Source organism: Acidovorax sp. Root217 (assembly GCF_001428645.1).
GTDB lineage: Bacteria > Pseudomonadota > Gammaproteobacteria > Burkholderiales > Burkholderiaceae_C > Acidovorax.
This window is the reverse complement of the sequence record NZ_LMIH01000024.1, coordinates 58,924-77,769: the sequence shown is the minus strand read 5'-3', so window position 1 is coordinate 77,769 and position 18,846 is coordinate 58,924. Positions and strand designations below refer to the sequence as shown.

At 67.6% G+C, this 18,846-nt stretch carries 19 protein-coding genes; 6 read left to right on the top strand and 13 right to left on the bottom strand.

Annotated features, from left to right (window positions below; all coding sequences use genetic code 11):
* Positions 1-139: 139 nt before the first annotated feature.
* The gene (locus ASE31_RS21945; protein ID WP_057204126.1) at positions 140-1,051 is read left to right on the top strand and encodes a LysR substrate-binding domain-containing protein; all 912 of its coding nucleotides are present in this window, start codon (positions 140-142) and stop codon (positions 1,049-1,051) included.
* Here the strand turns inward: ASE31_RS21945 and ASE31_RS21940 are convergent, their stop codons facing one another.
* The 9 genes from ASE31_RS21940 to trpE form a co-directional block, all read right to left on the bottom strand.
* A complete protein-coding gene (locus ASE31_RS21940) occupies positions 1,052-1,762 on the bottom strand; it encodes a uracil-DNA glycosylase (protein ID WP_057203935.1) in 711 nt (236 codons plus the stop codon).
* A gap of 17 nt (positions 1,763-1,779) precedes the next feature.
* Positions 1,780-2,580 carry an indole-3-glycerol phosphate synthase TrpC gene (trpC, locus tag ASE31_RS21935; protein ID WP_057203934.1) on the bottom strand — a complete coding sequence of 267 codons (801 nt, stop codon included), beginning with the start codon at positions 2,578-2,580 and terminating at the stop codon, positions 1,780-1,782.
* 96 nt (positions 2,581-2,676) lie between these two features.
* Complete coding sequence (locus ASE31_RS21930) at positions 2,677-3,219, bottom strand: hypothetical protein (protein ID WP_057203933.1); 543 nt, start codon at positions 3,217-3,219, stop codon at positions 2,677-2,679.
* A gap of 69 nt (positions 3,220-3,288) precedes the next feature.
* Positions 3,289-3,864: a hypothetical protein gene (locus ASE31_RS21925; RefSeq protein ID WP_057203932.1), complete on the bottom strand. Its 576-nt coding sequence runs from the start codon at positions 3,862-3,864 to the stop codon at positions 3,289-3,291.
* A gap of 15 nt (positions 3,865-3,879) precedes the next feature.
* Complete coding sequence (gene trpD, locus ASE31_RS21920) at positions 3,880-4,911, bottom strand: anthranilate phosphoribosyltransferase (RefSeq protein ID WP_057203931.1); 1,032 nt, start codon at positions 4,909-4,911, stop codon at positions 3,880-3,882.
* A gap of 25 nt (positions 4,912-4,936) precedes the next feature.
* The gene (locus ASE31_RS21915; protein ID WP_200961153.1) at positions 4,937-5,605 is read right to left on the bottom strand and encodes a LysE family translocator; all 669 of its coding nucleotides are present in this window, start codon (positions 5,603-5,605) and stop codon (positions 4,937-4,939) included.
* A complete protein-coding gene (locus tag ASE31_RS21910; RefSeq protein ID WP_057203930.1) occupies positions 5,602-6,186 on the bottom strand; it encodes an aminodeoxychorismate/anthranilate synthase component II in 585 nt (194 codons plus the stop codon). The genes ASE31_RS21915 and ASE31_RS21910 overlap by 4 nt, the downstream gene beginning before the upstream one ends.
* Positions 6,183-6,536, bottom strand: coding sequence for a chorismate mutase (locus tag ASE31_RS21905; protein WP_057203929.1), 354 nt, complete (start codon positions 6,534-6,536; stop codon positions 6,183-6,185). The genes ASE31_RS21910 and ASE31_RS21905 overlap by 4 nt, the downstream gene beginning before the upstream one ends.
* Positions 6,533-8,032, bottom strand: coding sequence for an anthranilate synthase component I (trpE, locus tag ASE31_RS21900; RefSeq protein ID WP_057203928.1), 1,500 nt, complete (start codon positions 8,030-8,032; stop codon positions 6,533-6,535). The genes ASE31_RS21905 and trpE overlap by 4 nt, the downstream gene beginning before the upstream one ends.
* Before the next feature lie 352 nt (positions 8,033-8,384).
* On the opposite strand from trpE, the gene ASE31_RS21895 reads away from it, so the two are divergent.
* A complete protein-coding gene (locus tag ASE31_RS21895; protein ID WP_057203927.1) occupies positions 8,385-8,975 on the top strand; it encodes a chalcone isomerase family protein in 591 nt (196 codons plus the stop codon).
* A gap of 233 nt (positions 8,976-9,208) precedes the next feature.
* Complete coding sequence (locus ASE31_RS21890) at positions 9,209-10,843, top strand: methyl-accepting chemotaxis protein (protein ID WP_057203926.1); 1,635 nt, start codon at positions 9,209-9,211, stop codon at positions 10,841-10,843.
* A gap of 7 nt (positions 10,844-10,850) precedes the next feature.
* Here ASE31_RS21890 and ASE31_RS21885 read toward each other — a convergent pair whose 3' ends face one another.
* The 3 genes from ASE31_RS21885 to ASE31_RS21875 all read right to left on the bottom strand — a co-directional run bounded on the left by ASE31_RS21885 (position 10,851) and on the right by ASE31_RS21875 (position 14,487).
* The gene (locus tag ASE31_RS21885; protein WP_057203925.1) at positions 10,851-11,564 is read right to left on the bottom strand and encodes a phosphoglycolate phosphatase; all 714 of its coding nucleotides are present in this window, start codon (positions 11,562-11,564) and stop codon (positions 10,851-10,853) included.
* Between the two features lie 77 nt (positions 11,565-11,641).
* Positions 11,642-13,108, bottom strand: a complete 1,467-nt coding sequence (locus ASE31_RS21880; protein WP_057204124.1) for a hypothetical protein — start codon at positions 13,106-13,108, stop codon at positions 11,642-11,644.
* Positions 13,109-13,161: 53 nt separating this feature from the next.
* Positions 13,162-14,487 carry an SPFH domain-containing protein gene (locus ASE31_RS21875; RefSeq protein WP_057203924.1) on the bottom strand — a complete coding sequence of 442 codons (1,326 nt, stop codon included), beginning with the start codon at positions 14,485-14,487 and terminating at the stop codon, positions 13,162-13,164.
* A 229-nt stretch (positions 14,488-14,716) separates the two neighbouring features.
* On the opposite strand from ASE31_RS21875, the gene ASE31_RS21870 reads away from it, so the two are divergent.
* From ASE31_RS21870 to ASE31_RS21860, 3 genes are all read left to right on the top strand, one after another.
* Positions 14,717-15,451, top strand: coding sequence for a response regulator transcription factor (locus ASE31_RS21870; RefSeq protein ID WP_057203923.1), 735 nt, complete (start codon positions 14,717-14,719; stop codon positions 15,449-15,451).
* On the top strand, positions 15,448-17,595 hold the full coding sequence (locus tag ASE31_RS21865; protein WP_235514719.1) for a HAMP domain-containing sensor histidine kinase: 2,148 nt from the start codon (positions 15,448-15,450) through the stop codon (positions 17,593-17,595). Before ASE31_RS21870 ends, ASE31_RS21865 begins: the two co-directional genes overlap by 4 nt.
* Positions 17,596-17,744: 149 nt before the next feature.
* Positions 17,745-18,134 carry a hypothetical protein gene (locus ASE31_RS21860; RefSeq protein WP_057203922.1) on the top strand — a complete coding sequence of 130 codons (390 nt, stop codon included), beginning with the start codon at positions 17,745-17,747 and terminating at the stop codon, positions 18,132-18,134.
* A 22-nt stretch (positions 18,135-18,156) separates the two neighbouring features.
* Here ASE31_RS21860 and rpe read toward each other — a convergent pair whose 3' ends face one another.
* Entirely contained in the window at positions 18,157-18,837 is a 681-nt protein-coding gene (rpe, locus tag ASE31_RS21855) for a ribulose-phosphate 3-epimerase (RefSeq protein WP_057203921.1), read from the bottom strand.
* Positions 18,838-18,846: the final 9 nt, after the last annotated feature.

Genomic DNA, 18,846 nt, shown 5'->3' with positions numbered 1-18,846 from the left:
GGAACGGCGTGCAACAGGCCTTCATCTTAGGAATGTGGCAGTCGCATGACCACCACCAAATCAGCAAACAGCTTTGCCATTACGGCAAAGTGCTTCGGTTTTTGAGATGATCCACGGCAAACCCAAGCACTGCCATCCCATGCGCGCCCAACTCCTGCAAGACACGGCCCTGCGCTACTTCCTCGAAGTGGCGCAAAGCGGCTCGCTCACCGAGGCCTCGGCCCGGCTGCACGTGGCCGCCTCGGCGCTGAGCCGGCAGATCGCCGGGCTTGAGTCGCAGTTGGGCACACCGCTGTTCGAGCGCCACCCGCGCGGCATGGTGCTCACGGCGGCTGGCGAGATCCTGGCCACGCATGCGCGCCGCACGGTGCTCGACGCCGAGCGGGCGCTCGGCGAGATCGGCGCGCTGCAGGGCCTGCGCGCGGGCCAGGTGCGCCTGGCCACCTCGGATGCGTTTGCCAATGAACTGGTGCCGCGCCTGTGCGTGGAGTTCCAGCGCACGCACACCGGCATCCAGTTCGAGGTGCAGTCCCTGCCCACGGCCCAGGTGCCTGGTGCGGTACGCAGCGGCGCGGCCGACATCGGCCTGTGTTTCAGCCGCGCGCCACACAAGGACATTGATGTGGCCTACCGCCAGCGGGCACCGGTGCTGGCCCTGGTGCCTCCCGGCCACCCGCTGGCCGGTGCGAAGAGCGTGACACTGGCTCGCATGGGCCAGTACCCGCTGGCCCTGCCGCCACCCGAGACCACGGTGCGCCAGATGATCGACATCGTCTGCAGCCGCCAGGGCCTGCAGCTGGAGCCGGTGCTGGTGAGCAACCACGTCAAGACCATGCTCCACTTCGTGGCGAACGGGGGTGGGCTGTCGGTGTCCAGCGAGATCGCGGCGCGCCACATGGTGGCGGCTGGCGACATCATCGCGCTGCCCATCGGCGACCAGGGCATGGACCTGCGCGACCTGGAGCTGCAGACCCTGTCGGGCCGCAGCCTGCCCGTGGCGGCGCAGGCCTTCCTGGAACTGCTCCGGGAGCGCTTGCCCGGGTCCTGGTGACTACGCCTGGTTTTCGTGGCGCAAACGGAACTCGCGTGCCTTGCCGAAGTGGCCGTTGCCGATGAAGGGCACGGGGGGCCGCAGCGCCGACAGCGGCGAGGGGTGGTTGGAAGTGAGCACCAGGTGCCCACGGTCAGCCGGAATCCACACGCGCTTGGACTGGGCATGCGCGCCCCAGAGCATGAACACCACCGGGCGCCCACCCTCGGCCACATGGCGGATCACGGCGTCGGTCAACTCCTCCCAGCCCTTGCCGGAATGGCTCGCGGCCTGGCCCTCTTCCACCGTGAGGCCGGTGTTGAGTAGCAGCACGCCGTTCTTCGCCCATTTCACCAGGCTGCCGCCCGGCTCGGGCCAGGCCGGAAACGGCGTCTCCAGGTCACGCTGCATCTCCTTGAAGATGTTGCGCAGCGAGGGCGGCAATTGCACACCGGGCGCGACGGAGAACGCCAGCCCCTCGGCCTGGCCACGCCCGTGGTACGGGTCCTGGCCGAGGATGACAACGCGCACCTGCTCGGGTGGGGTCAGCTCCAGCGCGCGCAAAGGCTTGGGCGGGAAAATGGCAGCGCCGGCGGCCAGGCGCTGTTGCAGATAGCCCAGCAGCGCCTGGCCACGCGGGCCGGCAAAGAAGGCATCGACCAGCGGCTGCCAGCCGGGAGCCACAGGCCAGTCAGCGGGGTCGGCGCTTTGCAGTTGGGTGGCGTCGGTCATGGGTGGCAGGCCGTGGATCAGGCGAACAGGTTCGCCAGCGCCTCGCCGGGTTCAGGCGCGCGCATGAAGGCCTCGCCCACCAGGAAGGCATTCACGCCCGCATCGCGCATGGTCTTCACGTCGGCCGGCGTGAGGATGCCGGACTCGGTGACCAGCAGGCGGTCGGCCGGCACGTTCTTCTGCAGGTCCAGCGTGGTCTGCAGCGACACCTCGAAGGTGCGCAGGTTGCGGTTGTTGATGCCCACGAGGCGGGTCTTGAGCTTGAGCGCACGCTCGAGCTCGGCGCCGTCATGCACCTCGACCAGCACCGCCATGTCCAGGCTGCGCGCAATCGCCTCGAAGTCGGCCATCTGCGCATCGTCCAGGCTCGCCGCTATCAGCAAAATGGCATCGGCGCCCATGGCCCGCGATTCGTAGATCTGGTAGGCGTCGACCATGAAGTCCTTGCGCAGCACGGGCAGTTGGCAGCTGGCGCGCGCCTGCTTGAGGGCATCCACGCTGCCCTGGAAGAACTGCTTGTCGGTCAGCACCGAAAGGCAGGCCGCGCTCACCTTGCCATCGCCATCGGCATAACTCTGTGCGATATCGGCAGGGATGAAGTCGGCGCGCAGCACGCCCTTGCTGGGGCTGGCCTTCTTGACCTCGGCGATCACCGCCGCCTGGCCTTTGGCGATCTTGGCGCGCAGCGCGCCCTCGAAGTCGCGCGTGAGCACGCGGCTCTCGGCATCGGCACGCATCGCGGCCAGGGGCATGCGCTTGGTGGCGGCGGCCACTTCTTCGTGCTTGACGGCAACGATCTTGTTGAGGATGTCACTCATGGAAAAACCTTCACAAAAATTCAAACTGGCCCTGCCCAAGTGCACCACGAAGATTTCGACACACGCAAAATCAGCGTTGGCGTGGCACTGCCCTGACTACATGCCCTGCATTGGCTCGAAGTTCCGAAGACCAAGACGACGGTTCAAATGCTCCAGGCATTGATCAACCAATGCCTCCTCCCGCCTGGAACCGCGCAGCAAAATCACGCGCGTCAGGAGAATCTTCGTGCCTACTGGCCCAGGATGCAGTATCAGGCGACACGTGAATGTCGGACTCTTCGCTGTTGCAAAGAACTCCCAGCTCAAGCGGCACCCTTCATGTAAAACGAGAGTGTCTTGCATTTTCAGGCCCCAAGGCGTGAGCGTGCGACGTTGAAAATCCAAGACCCAGCCCCGCGACTGGTTGCGCTGGAATTGACGCCGCAATGCAATGGTTGCGCAGCCAACCAACACCACACCCACAGACCAGAAAATGCTCCAGAGATACTGTGCCCGCAAATCCAGCGTCATCATCACCGTGGCCAGCACAACCAATATTGAAATGCCACAAAACGGCACACCGACCGTCAGGTCAGCAAGGCTGCCGCCCCCGATGCTCAACGGGAGCCACGCCCTGGGTCGCTGTTCGATCGCGGCCACCCAGGCATGCAAACGGCGCAGACGTACGAGCCCAGGAGAAGGTTTGTCTGCCACAGCCAGCCCCCTGACTCAATGGGCAGGTACCAGCCGGCCGCCCGAACGCCGGATACCGAGGCGGTCCACCAGTTCATCCACGCACTGGTCGAGAGCGCCCATCTGCATGGACAGCGTTTCGGTGTCGGAGGACTGAAGTTCCACTGCGCACAGGGTCGCAATCGGACCCGCCGTTCTGTGGCGGAACTCGACTTCGCAGGACAGGGCACCATCGCCTGGAGGGCCGGGGATGATGCCAATGGAATGTGCAGGGTCGAGTGGAATGGCCGAACCGCCTCGGGTTGGCTGCAGCGTGCGCCGGGACATGTCCAGCACCCATTGCACCCGGTATGCGAAATACCGCACCTGCCACCAGCACATTCCCAAGCCGCTGGCCACGACCAGCCCAATGCCCCACCACGCGTTGGCGACCGCGGGTTGCAGGACGAGCAGCAGAACATAGCCCGTTCCCCAAACGAACAGGATGTTCCACGGAGGGGTCCAGGTGGACCTTTGGTGCACTCGCTCTGGCAGGTAGAGGCAGGCGTCCTCCCTCACGGCAGCCGCGAGGTCGTTGACGTCCCGCAACGTGCGGTGCCCCTGTGTTGTCATGCGCTGCTGCAGCGATCAGGCCGCCAGCGCGTGCGTACGCGCCACCAGTTGCTCAAGCCGGGCCAGCGCGGCACCCGAGGCGATTGCGGCGCGGGCCTTCTGCAGGCCGTCGGCGATGGAGCTGGCCACATTGGCGGCGTAAAGCGCGGCGCCGGCGTTCAGGCAGACGATGTCCTGCGCGGCACCGGTCTCGCCCTTGAGCACGCCGATCAGCATGTCGCGCGACTGCTCGGGCGTTTCCACCTTGAGTGCGCGGTTGCTCGCCATGGGCAGGCCGAAGTCCTCGGGATGCACCTCGTACTCGGTGATCTGGCCGTTCTTCAATTCACCCACCAGGGTGGCGGCGCCCAGGCTCACTTCGTCCATGCCGTCGCGGCCATAGACCACCAGCGCATGCTCGGCGCCCAGGCGCTGCAATGCGCGCACCTGGATACCGACCAGATCGGGGTGGAACACGCCCATCAGGATGTTGGGCGCGCCAGCCGGGTTGGTCAGCGGGCCGAGAATGTTGAAGATGGTGCGCACACCGAGCTCACGGCGCACGGGGGCCACGTTCTTCATCGCCGGGTGGTGGTTGGGCGCGAACATGAAGCCGATGCCCACCTCGGCGATGCATTGGGCAATCGCCTCGGGCGTGAGGTTGATGTGGATGCCCAGCGCCTCCATCACGTCGGCGCTGCCGCTCTTGCTCGACACGCCGCGCCCGCCATGCTTGCTGACCTTGGCGCCCGCAGCAGCCGCCACAAACATCGAGCAGGTGGAGATGTTGAAGGTGTTGGCCCCGTCGCCGCCGGTGCCCACGATGTCCACCAGGTGTGTGCTGTCGGGCACGTGCACCTTGGTGGAGAACTCGCGCATGACCTGCGCGGCGGCCGTGATCTCGCCGATGGTTTCCTTCTTCACGCGCAGGCCGGTGATGATGGCCGCCATCATCACCGGCGAGAGCTCGCCGCTCATGATCAATCGCATCAGGTGCAGCATCTCGTCGTGGAAGATTTCGCGGTGCTCGATGGTGCGCTGCAGCGCTTCCTGGGGGGTGATGGACATGGTGTGGTCTCCGTCTCGCAATTTTTTAAGCGGCAGGCCGGTCCGAGAAGGCCAGCTTGAGGCCGAAGCCGATGAACATCGCCCCGGCGACGCGGTCCAGCCAGTGCATGCCGCGCTGCACGGCGCCCACGCGGCGCGCCATGAAGCCGGCGGCCAGCGCCCAGCCCACGTTGACGGGAATGGCGTTGAGGTTGAACAGCACCCCGAGCAGCACGAAGGCCAGGGCCTTGCTGTCCGTGCCCGGCGCGATGAACTGGGGCACAAAAGCCAGGAAAAAGATCGCCACCTTGGGGTTGAGCACATTCGTCCAGAAACCGCCCATGAACACGCTGCGCAGCGACACGGCCGCAGCCGGCGCGGCCTGCGCCGCCGCGATGGCGGCACCGCTGCCGCCATCACCCGAGGCCTTGGCGAACAGCATGCGCACTCCCATCCACAGCAGGTAGGCCGCGCCCACCCACTTGAGCACGGTGAAGGCCGTGGCCGACGCGGCCAGCAGCGCACCCACGCCCACGGCGGCGGCAAAGATGTGCACGAAGCAGCCGGCCGTGATACCCAGGCCCGCCACGATGCCGGCCCGCACGCCCGAGCGCAGCGCGTTCGAGACGATGTAGAGCACGTCCGGACCGGGCGTCAGGTTGAGCAGCCAGCCGGCCGCGATGAACACCAGCAGTTGGTGCGTCTCGATGATCATGGCCGGGGCTCCAGGAAGTTCTTGAGCATGGCGTGGCCGTGTTCGGTGAGGATGCTCTCGGGATGGAACTGCACGCCCTCGATGTCCAGCGTCTTGTGGCGCACGCCCATGATCTCGCCGTCGTCCGTCCAGGCGGTGATCTCCAGCGCCTCGGGGCAGTCGGCCCGCGCGATGGACAGCGAGTGGTAGCGGTTGACCGTGAACTTCTCGGGCAGGCCGGCGAACACGCCTTTCTGCGTGGTGGTGATGACGCTGGTCTTGCCGTGCATCAGCTGCTGCGCGCGCACGATGCTGCCGCCGAAGGCCGCGCCGATGGCCTGGTGGCCCAGGCACACGCCCAGAATGGGCAACTTGCCGGCGAAGTGCTGGATCGCAGCCACCGAGATGCCGGCCTCGGCCGGTGAACAGGGGCCGGGCGAGATCACCAGCCGGTCGAGCTGGCCGGCGGCCAGGCGCTCAGCGATCTCGTCCACTGTGATCTCGTCGTTGCGGTGCACCTCGACCTCGGCACCGAGCTCGCCGAAGTACTGCACGATGTTGTAGGTGAAGCTGTCGTAGTTGTCGACCATCAAGAGTTTCATGCTGCGCTCCCTGCGGTCTGGCCCGCGTCGCTGGCGTGCCCGGCGCGCAGGCGCGCGAACTCGCGGTGTTCGTAGGCAATGGAGGCTTCCATGATGCCCCGGTAGATGGCCTCCACCACGTCGGCCTGGCCGCCCTGTGCCAGGGCGCGCTCGCGCACCCGGTCCACGATGGCCTGTATGCGCGCCTCGTCGCGCACCTGCACATCGCTGTGCTTGATGCGCGCGGCCTGCGTCATGTAGCCCGAGCGCTGCACCAGCAGCGGCACGAGGATGTCGTCGAGTGCGTCGATTTCACGGCGCACGTCGGCCATGGTGGTGCAGTGCTGCACCTGCTCGATGGCGCGGCTCATTCCAGGCCCTCCTCGACGAGCTCCGCAGCGCGCAGCAGGGCGCGGGCCTTGTGCTCGGTTTCCTTCCACTCGAGCTCGGGCACCGAATCGGCCACCACCCCGGCGGCCGCCTGCACGTAGAGCGTGCCGTTCTTGATGATGCCAGTGCGGATGGCGATGGCCACGTCCATATCGCCGGCATAGCTCAGGTAGCCGCAGGCACCGCCGTAAAGGCCGCGCTTGGTGGGTTCGAGCTGGTCGATGAGCTCCATCGCATGCACCTTGGGCGCGCCGGTGAGCGTGCCCGCCGGGAAGGTGGCCTTGAGCACGTCGATGGCGGTCATGCCGTCGTTCAGGATGCCTTCGACGTTGCTCACGATGTGCATCACGTGGCTGTAGCGCTCTACCGCGAAGGCCTCGGTCACCTTCACGGTGCCTGTCTTGGCGATGCGGCCGATGTCGTTGCGCGCCAGGTCGATCAGCATCACGTGCTCGGCCCGCTCCTTGGGGTCGTTGATGAGTTCGACCTCGGCCGCCTTGTCTTTCTCGAGCGTGGCGCCGCGCGGGCGCGTGCCGGCCAGCGGGCGGATGGTAATCTTCTGCCCGTCCGGCGTGCTCTCCTGGCGCACCAGGATCTCGGGGCTGGCGCCCACCACATGGAAGTCGCCGAAGTCGTAGAAGTACATGTACGGCGAGGGGTTCAGCGAGCGCAACGCACGGTACAGCGACAGCGGGCTTTCGGTGTAGCGCTTGTGGATGCGCTGGCCCACCTGCACCTGCATGAAGTCACCGGCGGCGATCAGCTCCTTGGCGCGGTCCACCGCAGCCAGGTAGTCGACCTTGGAAAAATCGCGCTGGGCGGGGTGGCTCTCGGTGGGCTTGACCACCGGGGCGCTGACCGAATACTTGAGTTGCTCCTTGAGCTCGCGCAGGCGCTTCTTGGCCTTGGCATAGGCTTCGGGCGTGGCCGGGTCGGCGTAGACGATGAGGTAGAGCTTGCCCGAGAGGTTGTCGATGACCGCCAGTTCCTCACACTGCAGCAGCAGGATGTCGGGGCAGCCCAGGGTATCGGGCGGGCAGGTGTTCTCGAGCTTCTTTTCGATGTAACGCACAGCGTCGTAGCCGAAGTACCCTGCCAGGCCACCGCAAAAACGCGGCAAGCCGGGGCGCAGCGCTACCTTGAAGCGCTTTTGGTAAGCCGCGATGAAGTCGAGCGGATTGCCTTCGGCAGTCTCCACCACCTGGCCGTCGGTAACGACCTCAGTGCGCGCCGCAGCACCGAAACCGCTGGCGCGCAGCAGGGTGCGCGCCGGCAGGCCGATGAAGCTGTAGCGCCCGAAGCGCTCGCCTCCCACCACGGATTCGAGCAGGAAGCTGTGCTTGCCGCCCTCCTTGGCGCGCGCCAGCTTCAGGTAGAGCGAGAGCGGGGTTTCCAGGTCCGCAAAGGCCTCGGCCATGAGCGGAATGCGGTTGTAGCCTTCGCCGGCCAGGCTTTTGAATTCAAGTTCAGTGATCACGGGGAGAGCTCCCAGCTGTCACAGCGCGTGTCCCCGCCAATGGGCATTGGGGGCGCTGCGGTTCATTCAATCGGCCCTGACAAGGGCCACGGGTGCACGCTGGGGCGGTTCGCCCAGGTGCCATCAGGCGTTCAGGCAGACAGGCTGACGCCAGGGCCAGGCTCCCCGGTCGCTGCAACCTGTGATGAACACGTGGTGAATGAACATGGGCCAAAGTGTAGCAAAGGTCTTGGAGCTTTCGGGTTTTTGGCATGCAATCACCATGAAGAACCACTCGAAAACCCTGTTGCGCCCGTTGCACGGTCTTGCAACAATTAGAAACGAACGGTCGTTCTATTTTGAGGAGACAAGCATGAGAAACATGGTGCGATGCGCTGCACTCGCCGCCGCATGCCTTCTGGCCGGGGCCACCATGGCCCAGCCCATCACGGTGTCCAACGTGAAGTACGAAGAGACCACCCAGGTGGCCGACAGCACCCTGCAGCTCAATGGTGCGGGCGTGCGCTACAAGGCGGTGTTCAAGGTCTACACCGCCGGGCTGTACCTCGAAAAGAAGGTTGGCACACCGCAGGAGGTGGCGAGCCAGAAGGGCCCCAAGCGCATGAGCATCACCATGCTGCGCGAGATCGATTCCACCGAACTGGGCAAGCTGTTCTCGCGCGGCATGGAAGACAACATGGACCGCGCAGCCTTCTCCAAGCTGATCCCCGGCGTGCTGCGCATGAGCCAGATCTTCTCGGACCACAAGAAGCTCATGGCGGGCGACCAGTTCCAGGTGGACTGGATTCCCGGCACCGGCACGGTGATCACCGTCAAGGGCAAGCCCCAGGGCGAGCCCTTCAAGGAGCCCGAGTTCTTCAACGCCCTGCTGGGCATCTGGCTGGGCAATGCGCCAGCGGACTGGAAGCTCAAGGACGCGCTGTTGGGCAAGCAGCCCGCGTAAACAGCGCCCCCTCCCGGGAAAGCACCTACCTACTTCTGTCACCCGGCAGACACAGCGCCTGCAAACCGCAGGCGTAACCTTCGAAGAACCTGTTCAAGCCCCGGCAGCGTGTGCATGCGCCATCCGCCGCACGCTCCTGCCGGGCCATATCCTCGCCACCCGCGCCCAGGAGCGATCCGCCGACAACCCCCGCCCTTTGACCCTGCACCTTCGTTCGCGCGCCTGACCACACCATGAAACCAAGCAACCTCTCCGTCGGCCTGCGCCTGGGCCTGTCCTTCGGCGCCATCCTGCTCATCACCGCGCTCCTCGCCGCCACCGGCATGTGGCGCATCGCCAGCCTGCAGGGCGCCAGCGAGCGCGTGGCCACGCAGGAGATCGAACAACAGACCCTGGTGGAGAACTGGGCCGCCGACATCCGCCTGAACTGGGTGCGCACCGAGGCCTTCCTCAAGGCCATCGACCGCGACTACATGGAAAAGCTCACGGCCGACACGCAGGCCACGGCCAAGGGCATCGAGACCAAGGTCCAGCGCGTCGAAGGCCTGGTGCAGGGCGACAGCAACCGCGCGCAACTGGCTACCATTGCCGCCGCGAGCAAAGCCTATAGCGACAAGCTCGCCGAGATCCGCGAACTGCACCGTGGTGGCGAGCCGAATGTACCCACGCTGGTGGACAAGGAACTGCGCCCACTGGCCGACCGGTACCTCAAGTCCCTCGATGACCTGCGCACCGCCATGGCCACGCAACTGGCCGCGAGCCAGAGCGACACCGGCGCGCTGGCCAAAGCCAGCCAGGTGCTGCTGGGCGTGGGCACGCTGATCGCGGTGGCGCTGGGCGCGCTGCTGGCCTTCACCGTCACGCGCTCCATCGTGCGGCCGGTGCAGCAAGGCAAGCAGGCGGCCGAAAGCATTGCCGATGGCGACCTGACGCACCCCATCACCACCACGCACAACGACGAAACCGGCCAGTTGCTGCAGGCCCTGGCCACCATGCAGTCGCGGCTGGCCACCATCGTCGGCAATGTGCGCCACAGCGCCGAGGGCGTGGCCACCGCCAGCGCCGAGATCGCCTCGGGCAACAACGACCTGTCGGCCCGCACCGAGCAGCAGGCGTCGGCGCTCGAAGAAACCGCCGCCTCCATGGAGGAACTGGGCTCCACCGTGCGCCAGAACGCCGACAACGCACGCCAGGCCAACCAGCTGGCGATGAGCGCCTCGACCGTCGCCATCCAGGGCGGCCAGGTGGTGGCCGAGGTGGTGGACACCATGAAGGGCATCAACGAAAGCAGCAAGAAGATCGCCGACATCATCAGCGTGATCGACTCCATTGCCTTCCAGACGAACATCCTGGCCTTGAATGCCGCAGTGGAAGCCGCCCGCGCGGGTGAACAGGGCCGGGGCTTTGCCGTGGTGGCCAGCGAGGTGCGCAACCTGGCCCAGCGCAGCGCCGAGGCGGCCAAGGAGATCAAGGGCCTGATCGGCACCAGCGTGGAGCGTGTGGAGCGCGGCAGCGCCCTGGTGGACCGGGCCGGCGCCACCATGAGCGAGGTGGTGGCATCCATCCGCCGCGTGACCGACATCATGGGCGAGATCAGCGCCGCCAGCAGCGAGCAGAGCTCGGGCGTGGGCCAGGTGGGCGAAGCCATCACGCAGATGGACCAAGCCACGCAGCAGAACGCAGCGCTGGTGGAGCAGAGCGCTGCAGCGGCCGACAGCCTGAAGACCCAGGCCGGGCAGTTGGTGGAGGCGGTGGCCGTGTTCCGGCTCGGTGCGAACCACCATGCCGCGCCGGTCGCTGCGCCCCGGGCTGCCAGCAATGCCTCGCGCCTGCTACCGGCGAACGGACAGCGCCGCATCGCGGCCTGACAAACCCTCAGGTTGCGGCCGAGAACTCCGCGAGCGCATCCACGAAGCCATCAGCATCCACGGCCCGCACCGGCTGACCGTGGTTGTAGCCATAGGTCACCAGCACCACCGGGCAGCCGGCGGCGCGCGCAGCCTGTGCATCGTTGCTCGAATCACCGACCATCAGCGTGCGTGCCGGCGTGGTGCCCAAAGCCTCGCAGGTCTTGAGCAGGGGCAGCGGATCGGGCTTCTTGCGCTCGAAGCTGTCGCCACCAAACACCTGAGAAAAATAACCGTGGAGCCCCTTGGCCTTGAGCAGCGGCACGGCAAAGTCCGTGGGCTTGTTGGTCAGGCAGGCCAGGCGCAGTCCTGCGGCCTGCAGCGCCTGCAGACCGGCCATCACACCCGGGTACACCTGCGCGTACTGGCCATTGATATCCAGGTAATGCCGCTGGTAGCTGGCCCAGGCAGCGGGGTACAGCGACTCCACCTGCGCGGCATCTGCCGCCTGCCCGCCAGACGCCAGCACATGGCCCAGCACGGAACGGAGCAGGTGCTCCGAACCCTTGCCCACCATGTGCTCGATGTGCTCGGCCCCGATGGCAGGCAGCGCCAGCTCGCGCAGCATGCGGTTGAGCGCCTCGGCAAAGTCCCCGAGCGTGTCCACCATGGTGCCATCCAGGTCCACGATGGCGGCGTCCACGCGGGACAGCAGGGCAGACAACGGTGGCGATGCGGACATGCGAAGAACTCCTCGGAATGCGGATGAAGAAAGGCCGGGCAGCGCTGCCCGGCCTTGGCGAGTTTAAAGGCGCCGGCTTACCGCAGACTCAAGGTCTGGCGCTTCCACGCCGGGTCCTGCCAGCGCTGGAACAGGGGCAGCGCAGCCACGTCGCCGGTCACCCGCTCGGTGGCCAGGCCTTCCAGGCGCACGATCTCGAAGCTGCGGCGGTAGCGGCCCTGGCCGCGGGCCTCGCGCGCCACCAGCATCTGCTGGCCGCCAGGCACCCAGCCGGCCCATTCGGCCACGCCGGTCTCGGGCGCGCTGGCGGCGGGTGGCAGCACGTCGACCAGCCATCCCTCTGCCGTCTTGCGCAGTACCCACAGTTCGCGCCAGCCTTCCAGGGGCTGCACGGCCAGGGCAACGGCCGTGCCCTCGCGGTTCACGCTGGCCGAGGCGGCCCAGACCACGCCGTAGGTGCAGCGGCGCACCAATGGTGCCTTCACCCCCTTCTGGACATCGACCAGCAGCACGCAGGTCTCGCCGGGCGCTCCGGGCTCGGTCACGATGCCGGGGCGGTTGCCCTGGGCGGCGGGCAGGCTGGTGGGCACCAGGGCCCAGCGCACGGCGCCCACGCGCATGGCGGCGTCGTTGTAGGCGGACTGGTCTTCGTCGGGCAGATCGTTCTTGCTGACGCCGGCGAACTCGGCCAGGGCGCGGGAGGCCGCAGCCGCCACGGCCGCGCCAGCGATGTCCCTGCGCGCCTGCTGGAAGGCCATGGCGCTCCACACGCCGGCGCGGCGCATCTGGATGCGGTTGCGCACATAGGGCGACAGGCCCGCCACGTCCACGCGCTCGAGCACCTGCGACTGCCACTCCTGCACACGGGCCCGCTCGTGCGCCGGCAGATCCGGGTTCACGCACTCGGGCCGGGTGAGCGCCAGGGCGGCGCGGGCGCGCTGCTCGCCATCCGCCACTGGCATGGCCAGCACGCGGCGAAAGGCCTCGCCGTCGTAGCAGACCTGCATGCGGCCTTCGACCTCGTAGGTCGTGAAGCGCACCCCGTAGCCGTTGGCCACATCCAGGTGGGCCGACAGGGTGGCGCCCGATGCCTTGCCCGGCACGGCGGCCGAGGCGCGGCGCGCCAGCCGGTCGGCCAGCGTGCCCAGTGCGTCGAAGGCCTGTGCGCCCTGCTCTCCCGCCAGTGCACTGGCCGGTGCCGCCTGCAGGTAGGCGGCGGTGATGCCGATGCCCAATGCTTCGGCGCCCGGAGTGTCGCGCACGAAGCGCAGTACCGACAGCAGCGCCGGGCCCTCGGCCTCATCAAGCGCCACGCGGCGCACGTCGCTGGTGCGGATGAAACCGCCGCGCTCGCGCTTGTGGTCCCATACCTGCAGGTAATCGAGGCGCTCGCCGCGCACTTCGAGCACCTCGCCCTGCCACAGGGCGGACTGCTGCTGGGCCGAGTCACGCGGCGCGGCGCGCAGGCTGGCCTGGTCCTGCACGACGATGGCGCTGCCCAGGGCGCTCGGGGTGGCGGGCTGCACGGCGGCGGTGGCGACCATGGTGGCGGCAGAGGCGATGGCCGCGACGAGCGTCAGGGTGGTGCGGTTCATGTTCATTGCTCCGTGGCTTGGGTCGTGGAGGCGTCGTCGGCACCGGCGGCGGCCTGCGCGGCCACGGCCTGGGCGTTGCGGTTGCCGCCCAGCAGCGCGGCACCGATGAAGTCGCCATTGGTCGGAGGGGGCGCGATGATGACCTGGATCTTGTCCGACAGCTTGTCGGCCAGCGTCTTCTGGATCAGCAGCGGGTGGCGCGTGACCAGCGCGCCTTCGCGCGCCATCTGCTCGGCGTTGACCTTGCCGATGCGGTCCATCCGGTAGGCCTCGGCCTCGGCCAGCTTCTGGCGCGCGTCGGCCTCGCCGTTGGCTTCGATGCGGCGGGCCTGGGCGTTGCCCTCGGCGGCCTTGATGCGCGAGACCTTCTCGGCTTCGGCCTCCAACTGGCGCTGCTCGATCTGGCGCTGCTTGAAGGGCAGCACATGCTTCATCGCTTCTTCCTGGGCGCGGGCGGCGATCACCTGTTCGCGGGCGGAGGCTTCGGCGGCCACTTCGCGGCGCACCTTGTCGGCGCTGGCGTCGAGCTCGGTTTCCTTCACGCGCTTGTCCTTGAGCTCCAGCGTGTAGCGCATCTTCTCGGAGGCCAGCTCCTCGGCCAGCAGGCTGTCCATGCCGCGGCGGTATTCAGCGGGCAGGTCCACCTTGCCGATCTGCACGTGGCGCAGCAGCACGCCATCGGCAGCCAGGCGGGTGCGCAGCTCGGTCTCGATGATCTGCTGGATTTCGGCGCGCTTGGAAGAGAAGATCTCGCGCACCGTGTAGCGGGCGAACACCTTGTAGATCAGGCCTTGCACGGCAGGCTCGACGATCTCGGCACCGATGTTGTCGGGCAACTGGGCCGAGCGCGCGGCCATGGCGGCCGGGTCCAGCGCGTAGCGCACGCTCAGGTCCAGGCCGAAGGACAGTCCTTCCACCGACTGCAGCGGCGCGCCGCCCGTGGCCTGGCGCATCTGCTCGGGGCGGTAGGTCTGGTCGCGCAGGGTGAACACACGCACGCTGTGCAGGCCGGGCAGCACCCACACGCTGCCATCGCGCCACTGGCTGACCGAGCCGGTGAACTGGTTCACGCGCACACCGAGTTCGCCCTGGTCCAGGTGCTGCACCGGGGGGTTGCGGTACACCATGGCGCCAGCGGCCACCACCGCCGTGCCGGCAACCAGCCAGCCCAGGGTGCGGGGCGACGGCAGGGCCAGGGGGCGGGAGGCAGCGATGGGAGCGCCTGCAGCGATCTCGTCCTGCACGCCGTCCAGGGTGGGTTCCACGGCAGGCGCGGCGGCAGGGGTGCGGCGCAGGGCACGGGTGATGCGGTTCCAGGTGGCTTTCATGGTGTCTTCCCTCGTTGATTCGGTTCGGTGGGTGGTTTCTCTGCGGCGCCGGATTTCCGTGCTGCATTGGTGTCCAATTCTTCGCATTCCCCCCGGAAGCAACAATGCGGCGCACCCACCAAAGCGCTCACGCCGGGCGTGCAAAAGCTCCCACCCCGGAAGAAAAACTCACACCGCTGCCGGCGGGGGCCCGGGATAATCCCGGCAGCACCACTCTCAGAACCTGTTCATGACCCGCATCGCCGTGATCGAAGACGACCTGCCCACCAGCAACCAGTTGGCCGGCTGGATCCGCAGTGCGCGCAGCGGCATCGTGATCGACCAGTGGTTCACCCGCGACGAGGCCGAGGCGGCCCTGGCGCGCGAGCACTACGACGCCGTGGTGCTGGACATCGAGCTCGGCCGCGAGCGCCATGCGGGCGTGGCCCTCATCAACGCCATCAACAAGCTGCGCCAGGGCACGCCGGTGCTGGTGGTGTCGGCCATGCCGGCGGCCATCTACCGCAGCATCATGAAGGCGCTGGACGCCTGGGACTACCTGCAAAAGACGACCTTCGAGGAGGCCGACTTCATCGAGACCTTCCTCGACATCCTGCGCACCACGCAGACGACCCAGGCTGCGGCATCCGTTGCCGCGGCTGCCGCCGCACCGGGCGACGCGCTGGTGCTCGACCCACTGTGGCAGCGCACCCCCACCTGGCGCGGCGAGCGCATCAACCTGCCGCTCACGGCGCAGCGCATTCTGGCCACGCTGCACCAGCGTAGCGGCGAGGTGGTCTCGTACGACGAGCTGTTCGAGGTGGTCAAGAGCGGGCGCAACCGCGACAACGTGCGCAAGCACGTGAGCACCATCCGCGAGGCCCTGCGCGAAGTGGACCCGGCCTTCGAAGGCATCGAGAACGTGCCCATGCGCGGTTTCCGGTGGGTAGGCTCGCCGCTGGCGCAGGGCCGCCTCAAGACATGATCAAGCGCCTGCTGCGCCCCGGCCTGGAGATGCCCCGGCTCGAGATGCCTCGGCTGGGGCTGCCGGCCTTTCGCCTGCGCATCCTCGTGCGCAGCGTGTTCATCCTGCTGGCGGTGGCCACCGTGGCGCTCAGTGTGGTGCTGCTGCGCGAGGAGAAGGAGCGCGCCTGGCAGAGCTACCAGCACGGCTTTGAGCGCAGCCAGGCCGAGGTGATGGCGCGGCTGCGCCACCCCTCGGGGCAGCTCGCACTGCTCAACGCCGGCAGCCTGGGCCAGGGCGCCACGCCGCTGGCCCCGCTGTTGCTGCCCTACTCGGCCATCGACTTCGACGACCAGAACAAGGCCCAGCAGGCGGTGGAGATGGCGGGCTGTTCGGTGCAGTACCCCGATGGCTCCTCTGTCTGCGCGGCCATCGGCAACAACCCCTACGCAGGCGGCTTCATCTACATCGTGGGCAGCTTCTACGCAGGCGAACTGGCCGCGCGCGAACGCGGCGCGCTGGACCTGGCGGCCGTGCACCGGGCCCGCGTGACGCTGGACATGCGCGGAACCACCAGCCGCTGGGTGGCGCCCTTCGAGGCCATGGCGCCAGCCAGCGGCACGGCGGCCGGCACCAGCCCCGGGGCACGTGGCCGGCTCACGGGTTTTGTGGACAACGGCGGCGAGGCGCTCGATGCGCGCGCGCGCCCGGTGCGCGATTTTCGCGGCTGGTTGTGGCAGAACGGCCAGTGCCGCGACCTGGCCGGCGCTGCGCCCGACTGCCTGCGCCGCAGCTTCTATTCCATCCGCCTGCCGGTGGAGCTGTTCCGCGAGGCGCTGTTCCGCAAGGAGCGCCTGGTGTGGCCGCCCGAAGACCTGGGCAGCATGCGCGTGCGTGTGGAGATGCTTGCGCCCGGCGATGGCCCGGCACTGTTCGACAGCAACACCCCCGGCGCGCAGCCCGGCGCCTCGCTCACCGAGGTCACGCGCAGCCTGCTGCCCGGCGAAAAGGTGCAGGTGCGCAAGATGGGCGATGGCGAGGAGAACACCCTCACCCTCAAGGGCAGCGAGGTGCAGGCCGAGCCCTCGGCGCCCTGGCTGATCCGCCTGGTGAGCTGGCTGCCGCTCGATGCGCCCGATGCGCGCACCACGCCGGCGGGCCTGGACATCCTCGACACGCCCACGGGCAACTACGTGGTCAGCTTCACCGGCAACCTGCGCGGACTGGAGCAGGGCCTGGCCGCCGTGGCCACGCGGATGTCCTGGTACCTGGGTGCCATGCTGACCGCCATCGCGCTGGCCTGGCTGATCGTGGAGGTAGGGCTGCTGCGCCGCGTGACCGCCCTCACCCGCCGCGCGGCCGCCGTGTCGTACAACGTGCAGGACGGGCACATCGGCCCACGCCTGGGCGACCTCGATGTCTCGGACCTGCGCGGCTCGGACGAGCTGGGCATCCTCGCGGGCGGCCTGGCCGACCTGCTGCAGCGCGTGAAGGACGACATCCAGCGCGAGCAGCTGCGCGCACAGCAGGAGCGCGACATGTGGCACGCCGTGGGCCACGAGATCATGTCGCCCCTGCAGTCGCTGATGGTGCTGCATGGGGGCCCTGGCGACCCAGGCCACCGCTATGTGCAGCGCATGCAGCAGGCGGTGCACGTGCTCTATGGCACGGCATCGCCGGCCGAGGCGTTGCAGGCGGCCGACGTGCCGCAGGGCCGGCTCGACCTCGACGCCTTTTTGCGCCACGTGGCGGACAACGCGCACTTCGCAGGCATCGTAGACGTGGTGTACCAGGGGGGCGCGGGCACCGTCATCGTGCGCGCCGACGAATTCGCGCTGGAAGACGTGGTCACGCACATCCTGCGCAATGCTGACCGCTACCGCCCTGCGGGCACGGCCATCACGCTCACGCTCACGGCCTCGGAATCCACCGCCAGCGCCACGCTGCACAACGTGGGGGTCACGATTGCCGACGAGCTGTTGGGCCGCATCTTCGAACTCGGGGTGTCCGACCCCGACCTGCCCACACCCGTGGGCGAAGGCGAGCACCGAGGCCAGGGGCTGTTCGTGGCCAAGACCTACATGGCCAAGATGGGCGGCACCGTCAATGCGCGCAATACGGCCGACGGGGTGGCTTTCACGCTGACGTTCCAGCGGCTGGGTTAGGCAAGGGCGGCAGGAAGAAGGCGCCACGGCGCACGACTGCGGTCGGCGCTGTCCGACAGGGTCCGAGGGGATGCAGGGCTACGCTGCATCCATCCTTTAGCAACCGTGTTGCACCCTGTCATTTGCGCCCTGCGCAAGGAGCCCTCGCCATGAAACGTTTCGCCTTTTTCGCCCCCGTTGTCACCGCCGCCCTGCTGGCAGCATCTGGCGCCGCTTTGGCACAGTCGCCTTCCTCGGAGGCCACGGCCCGCTATGAGCAGGATCGCCAGAAGTGCATGACCAACAACACCCAGGACAGCATGGCGACCTGCATGCGCGAGGCCACCAACGCGCTGGATGCATCACGCAAGGGCCAACTGAGCGACCCCGGCCCGATCGCAGCGGCCAACGGCACCGACCGCTGCAGTGCCTTCCAGAGTGCGCAGGAGCGTTCGGAATGCGTGCGCCGCGTCGAGAGCAGTGCCGTGAGCGGCTCGGTCTCTGGCGGCGGCGTGCTGCGCGAATCGACGACGACCACCATCATCGTCCCCGCAAAGTAAGCGAAAGTCGCCTGCGGCGGGCTCAGCCCAGTTGCAGGCGCATGGCGTCGATGACGCCCTTGTAGTCCGGCTTGCCGAAAATTGCACTGCCCGCCACGAAAGTATCGGCACCCGCATCCGCCACCCGGCGGATGTTGTCCGTCTTGATGCCGCCATCCACTTCGAGGCGGATGTCCTTGCCCGAAGCTTCGATGCGGCGGCGCACGTCCTCGATCTTGCGCAGGGCCGAATCGATGAAGCTCTGGCCGCCGAAGCCGGGGTTCACGCTCATGATCAGGATCAGATCGATGTCGTCGATCACCCAGTCCAGCACGTCCAGCGGTTCTGCCGGGTTGAACACCAGGCCGGGCTTGGCGCCCTTGGAGCGGATGGCCTGGATGCTGCGGTGCACATGGCCCGAGGCATCGGGGTGAAAGCTGATGTAGTCTGCCCCGGCATCGGCAAACGCGGCCGCCAGGGCGTCCACGGGCTCGATCATCAGGTGCACATCCACCGGAATGGCGGTTCCATCGGCCGTTTTGGCATGCGGCTTGAGCGCCTGGCACACCATGGGGCCGAAAGTGAGGTTGGGCACGTAATGGTTGTCCATCACGTCGAAGTGGATCCAGTCCGCTCCGGCGGCAATGACATTGCGCACTTCTTCGCCCAGGCGGGCAAAATCGGCGGAGAGGATCGAGGGGGCTATGCGAAAAGGTCGGCTCATGCCCCAATT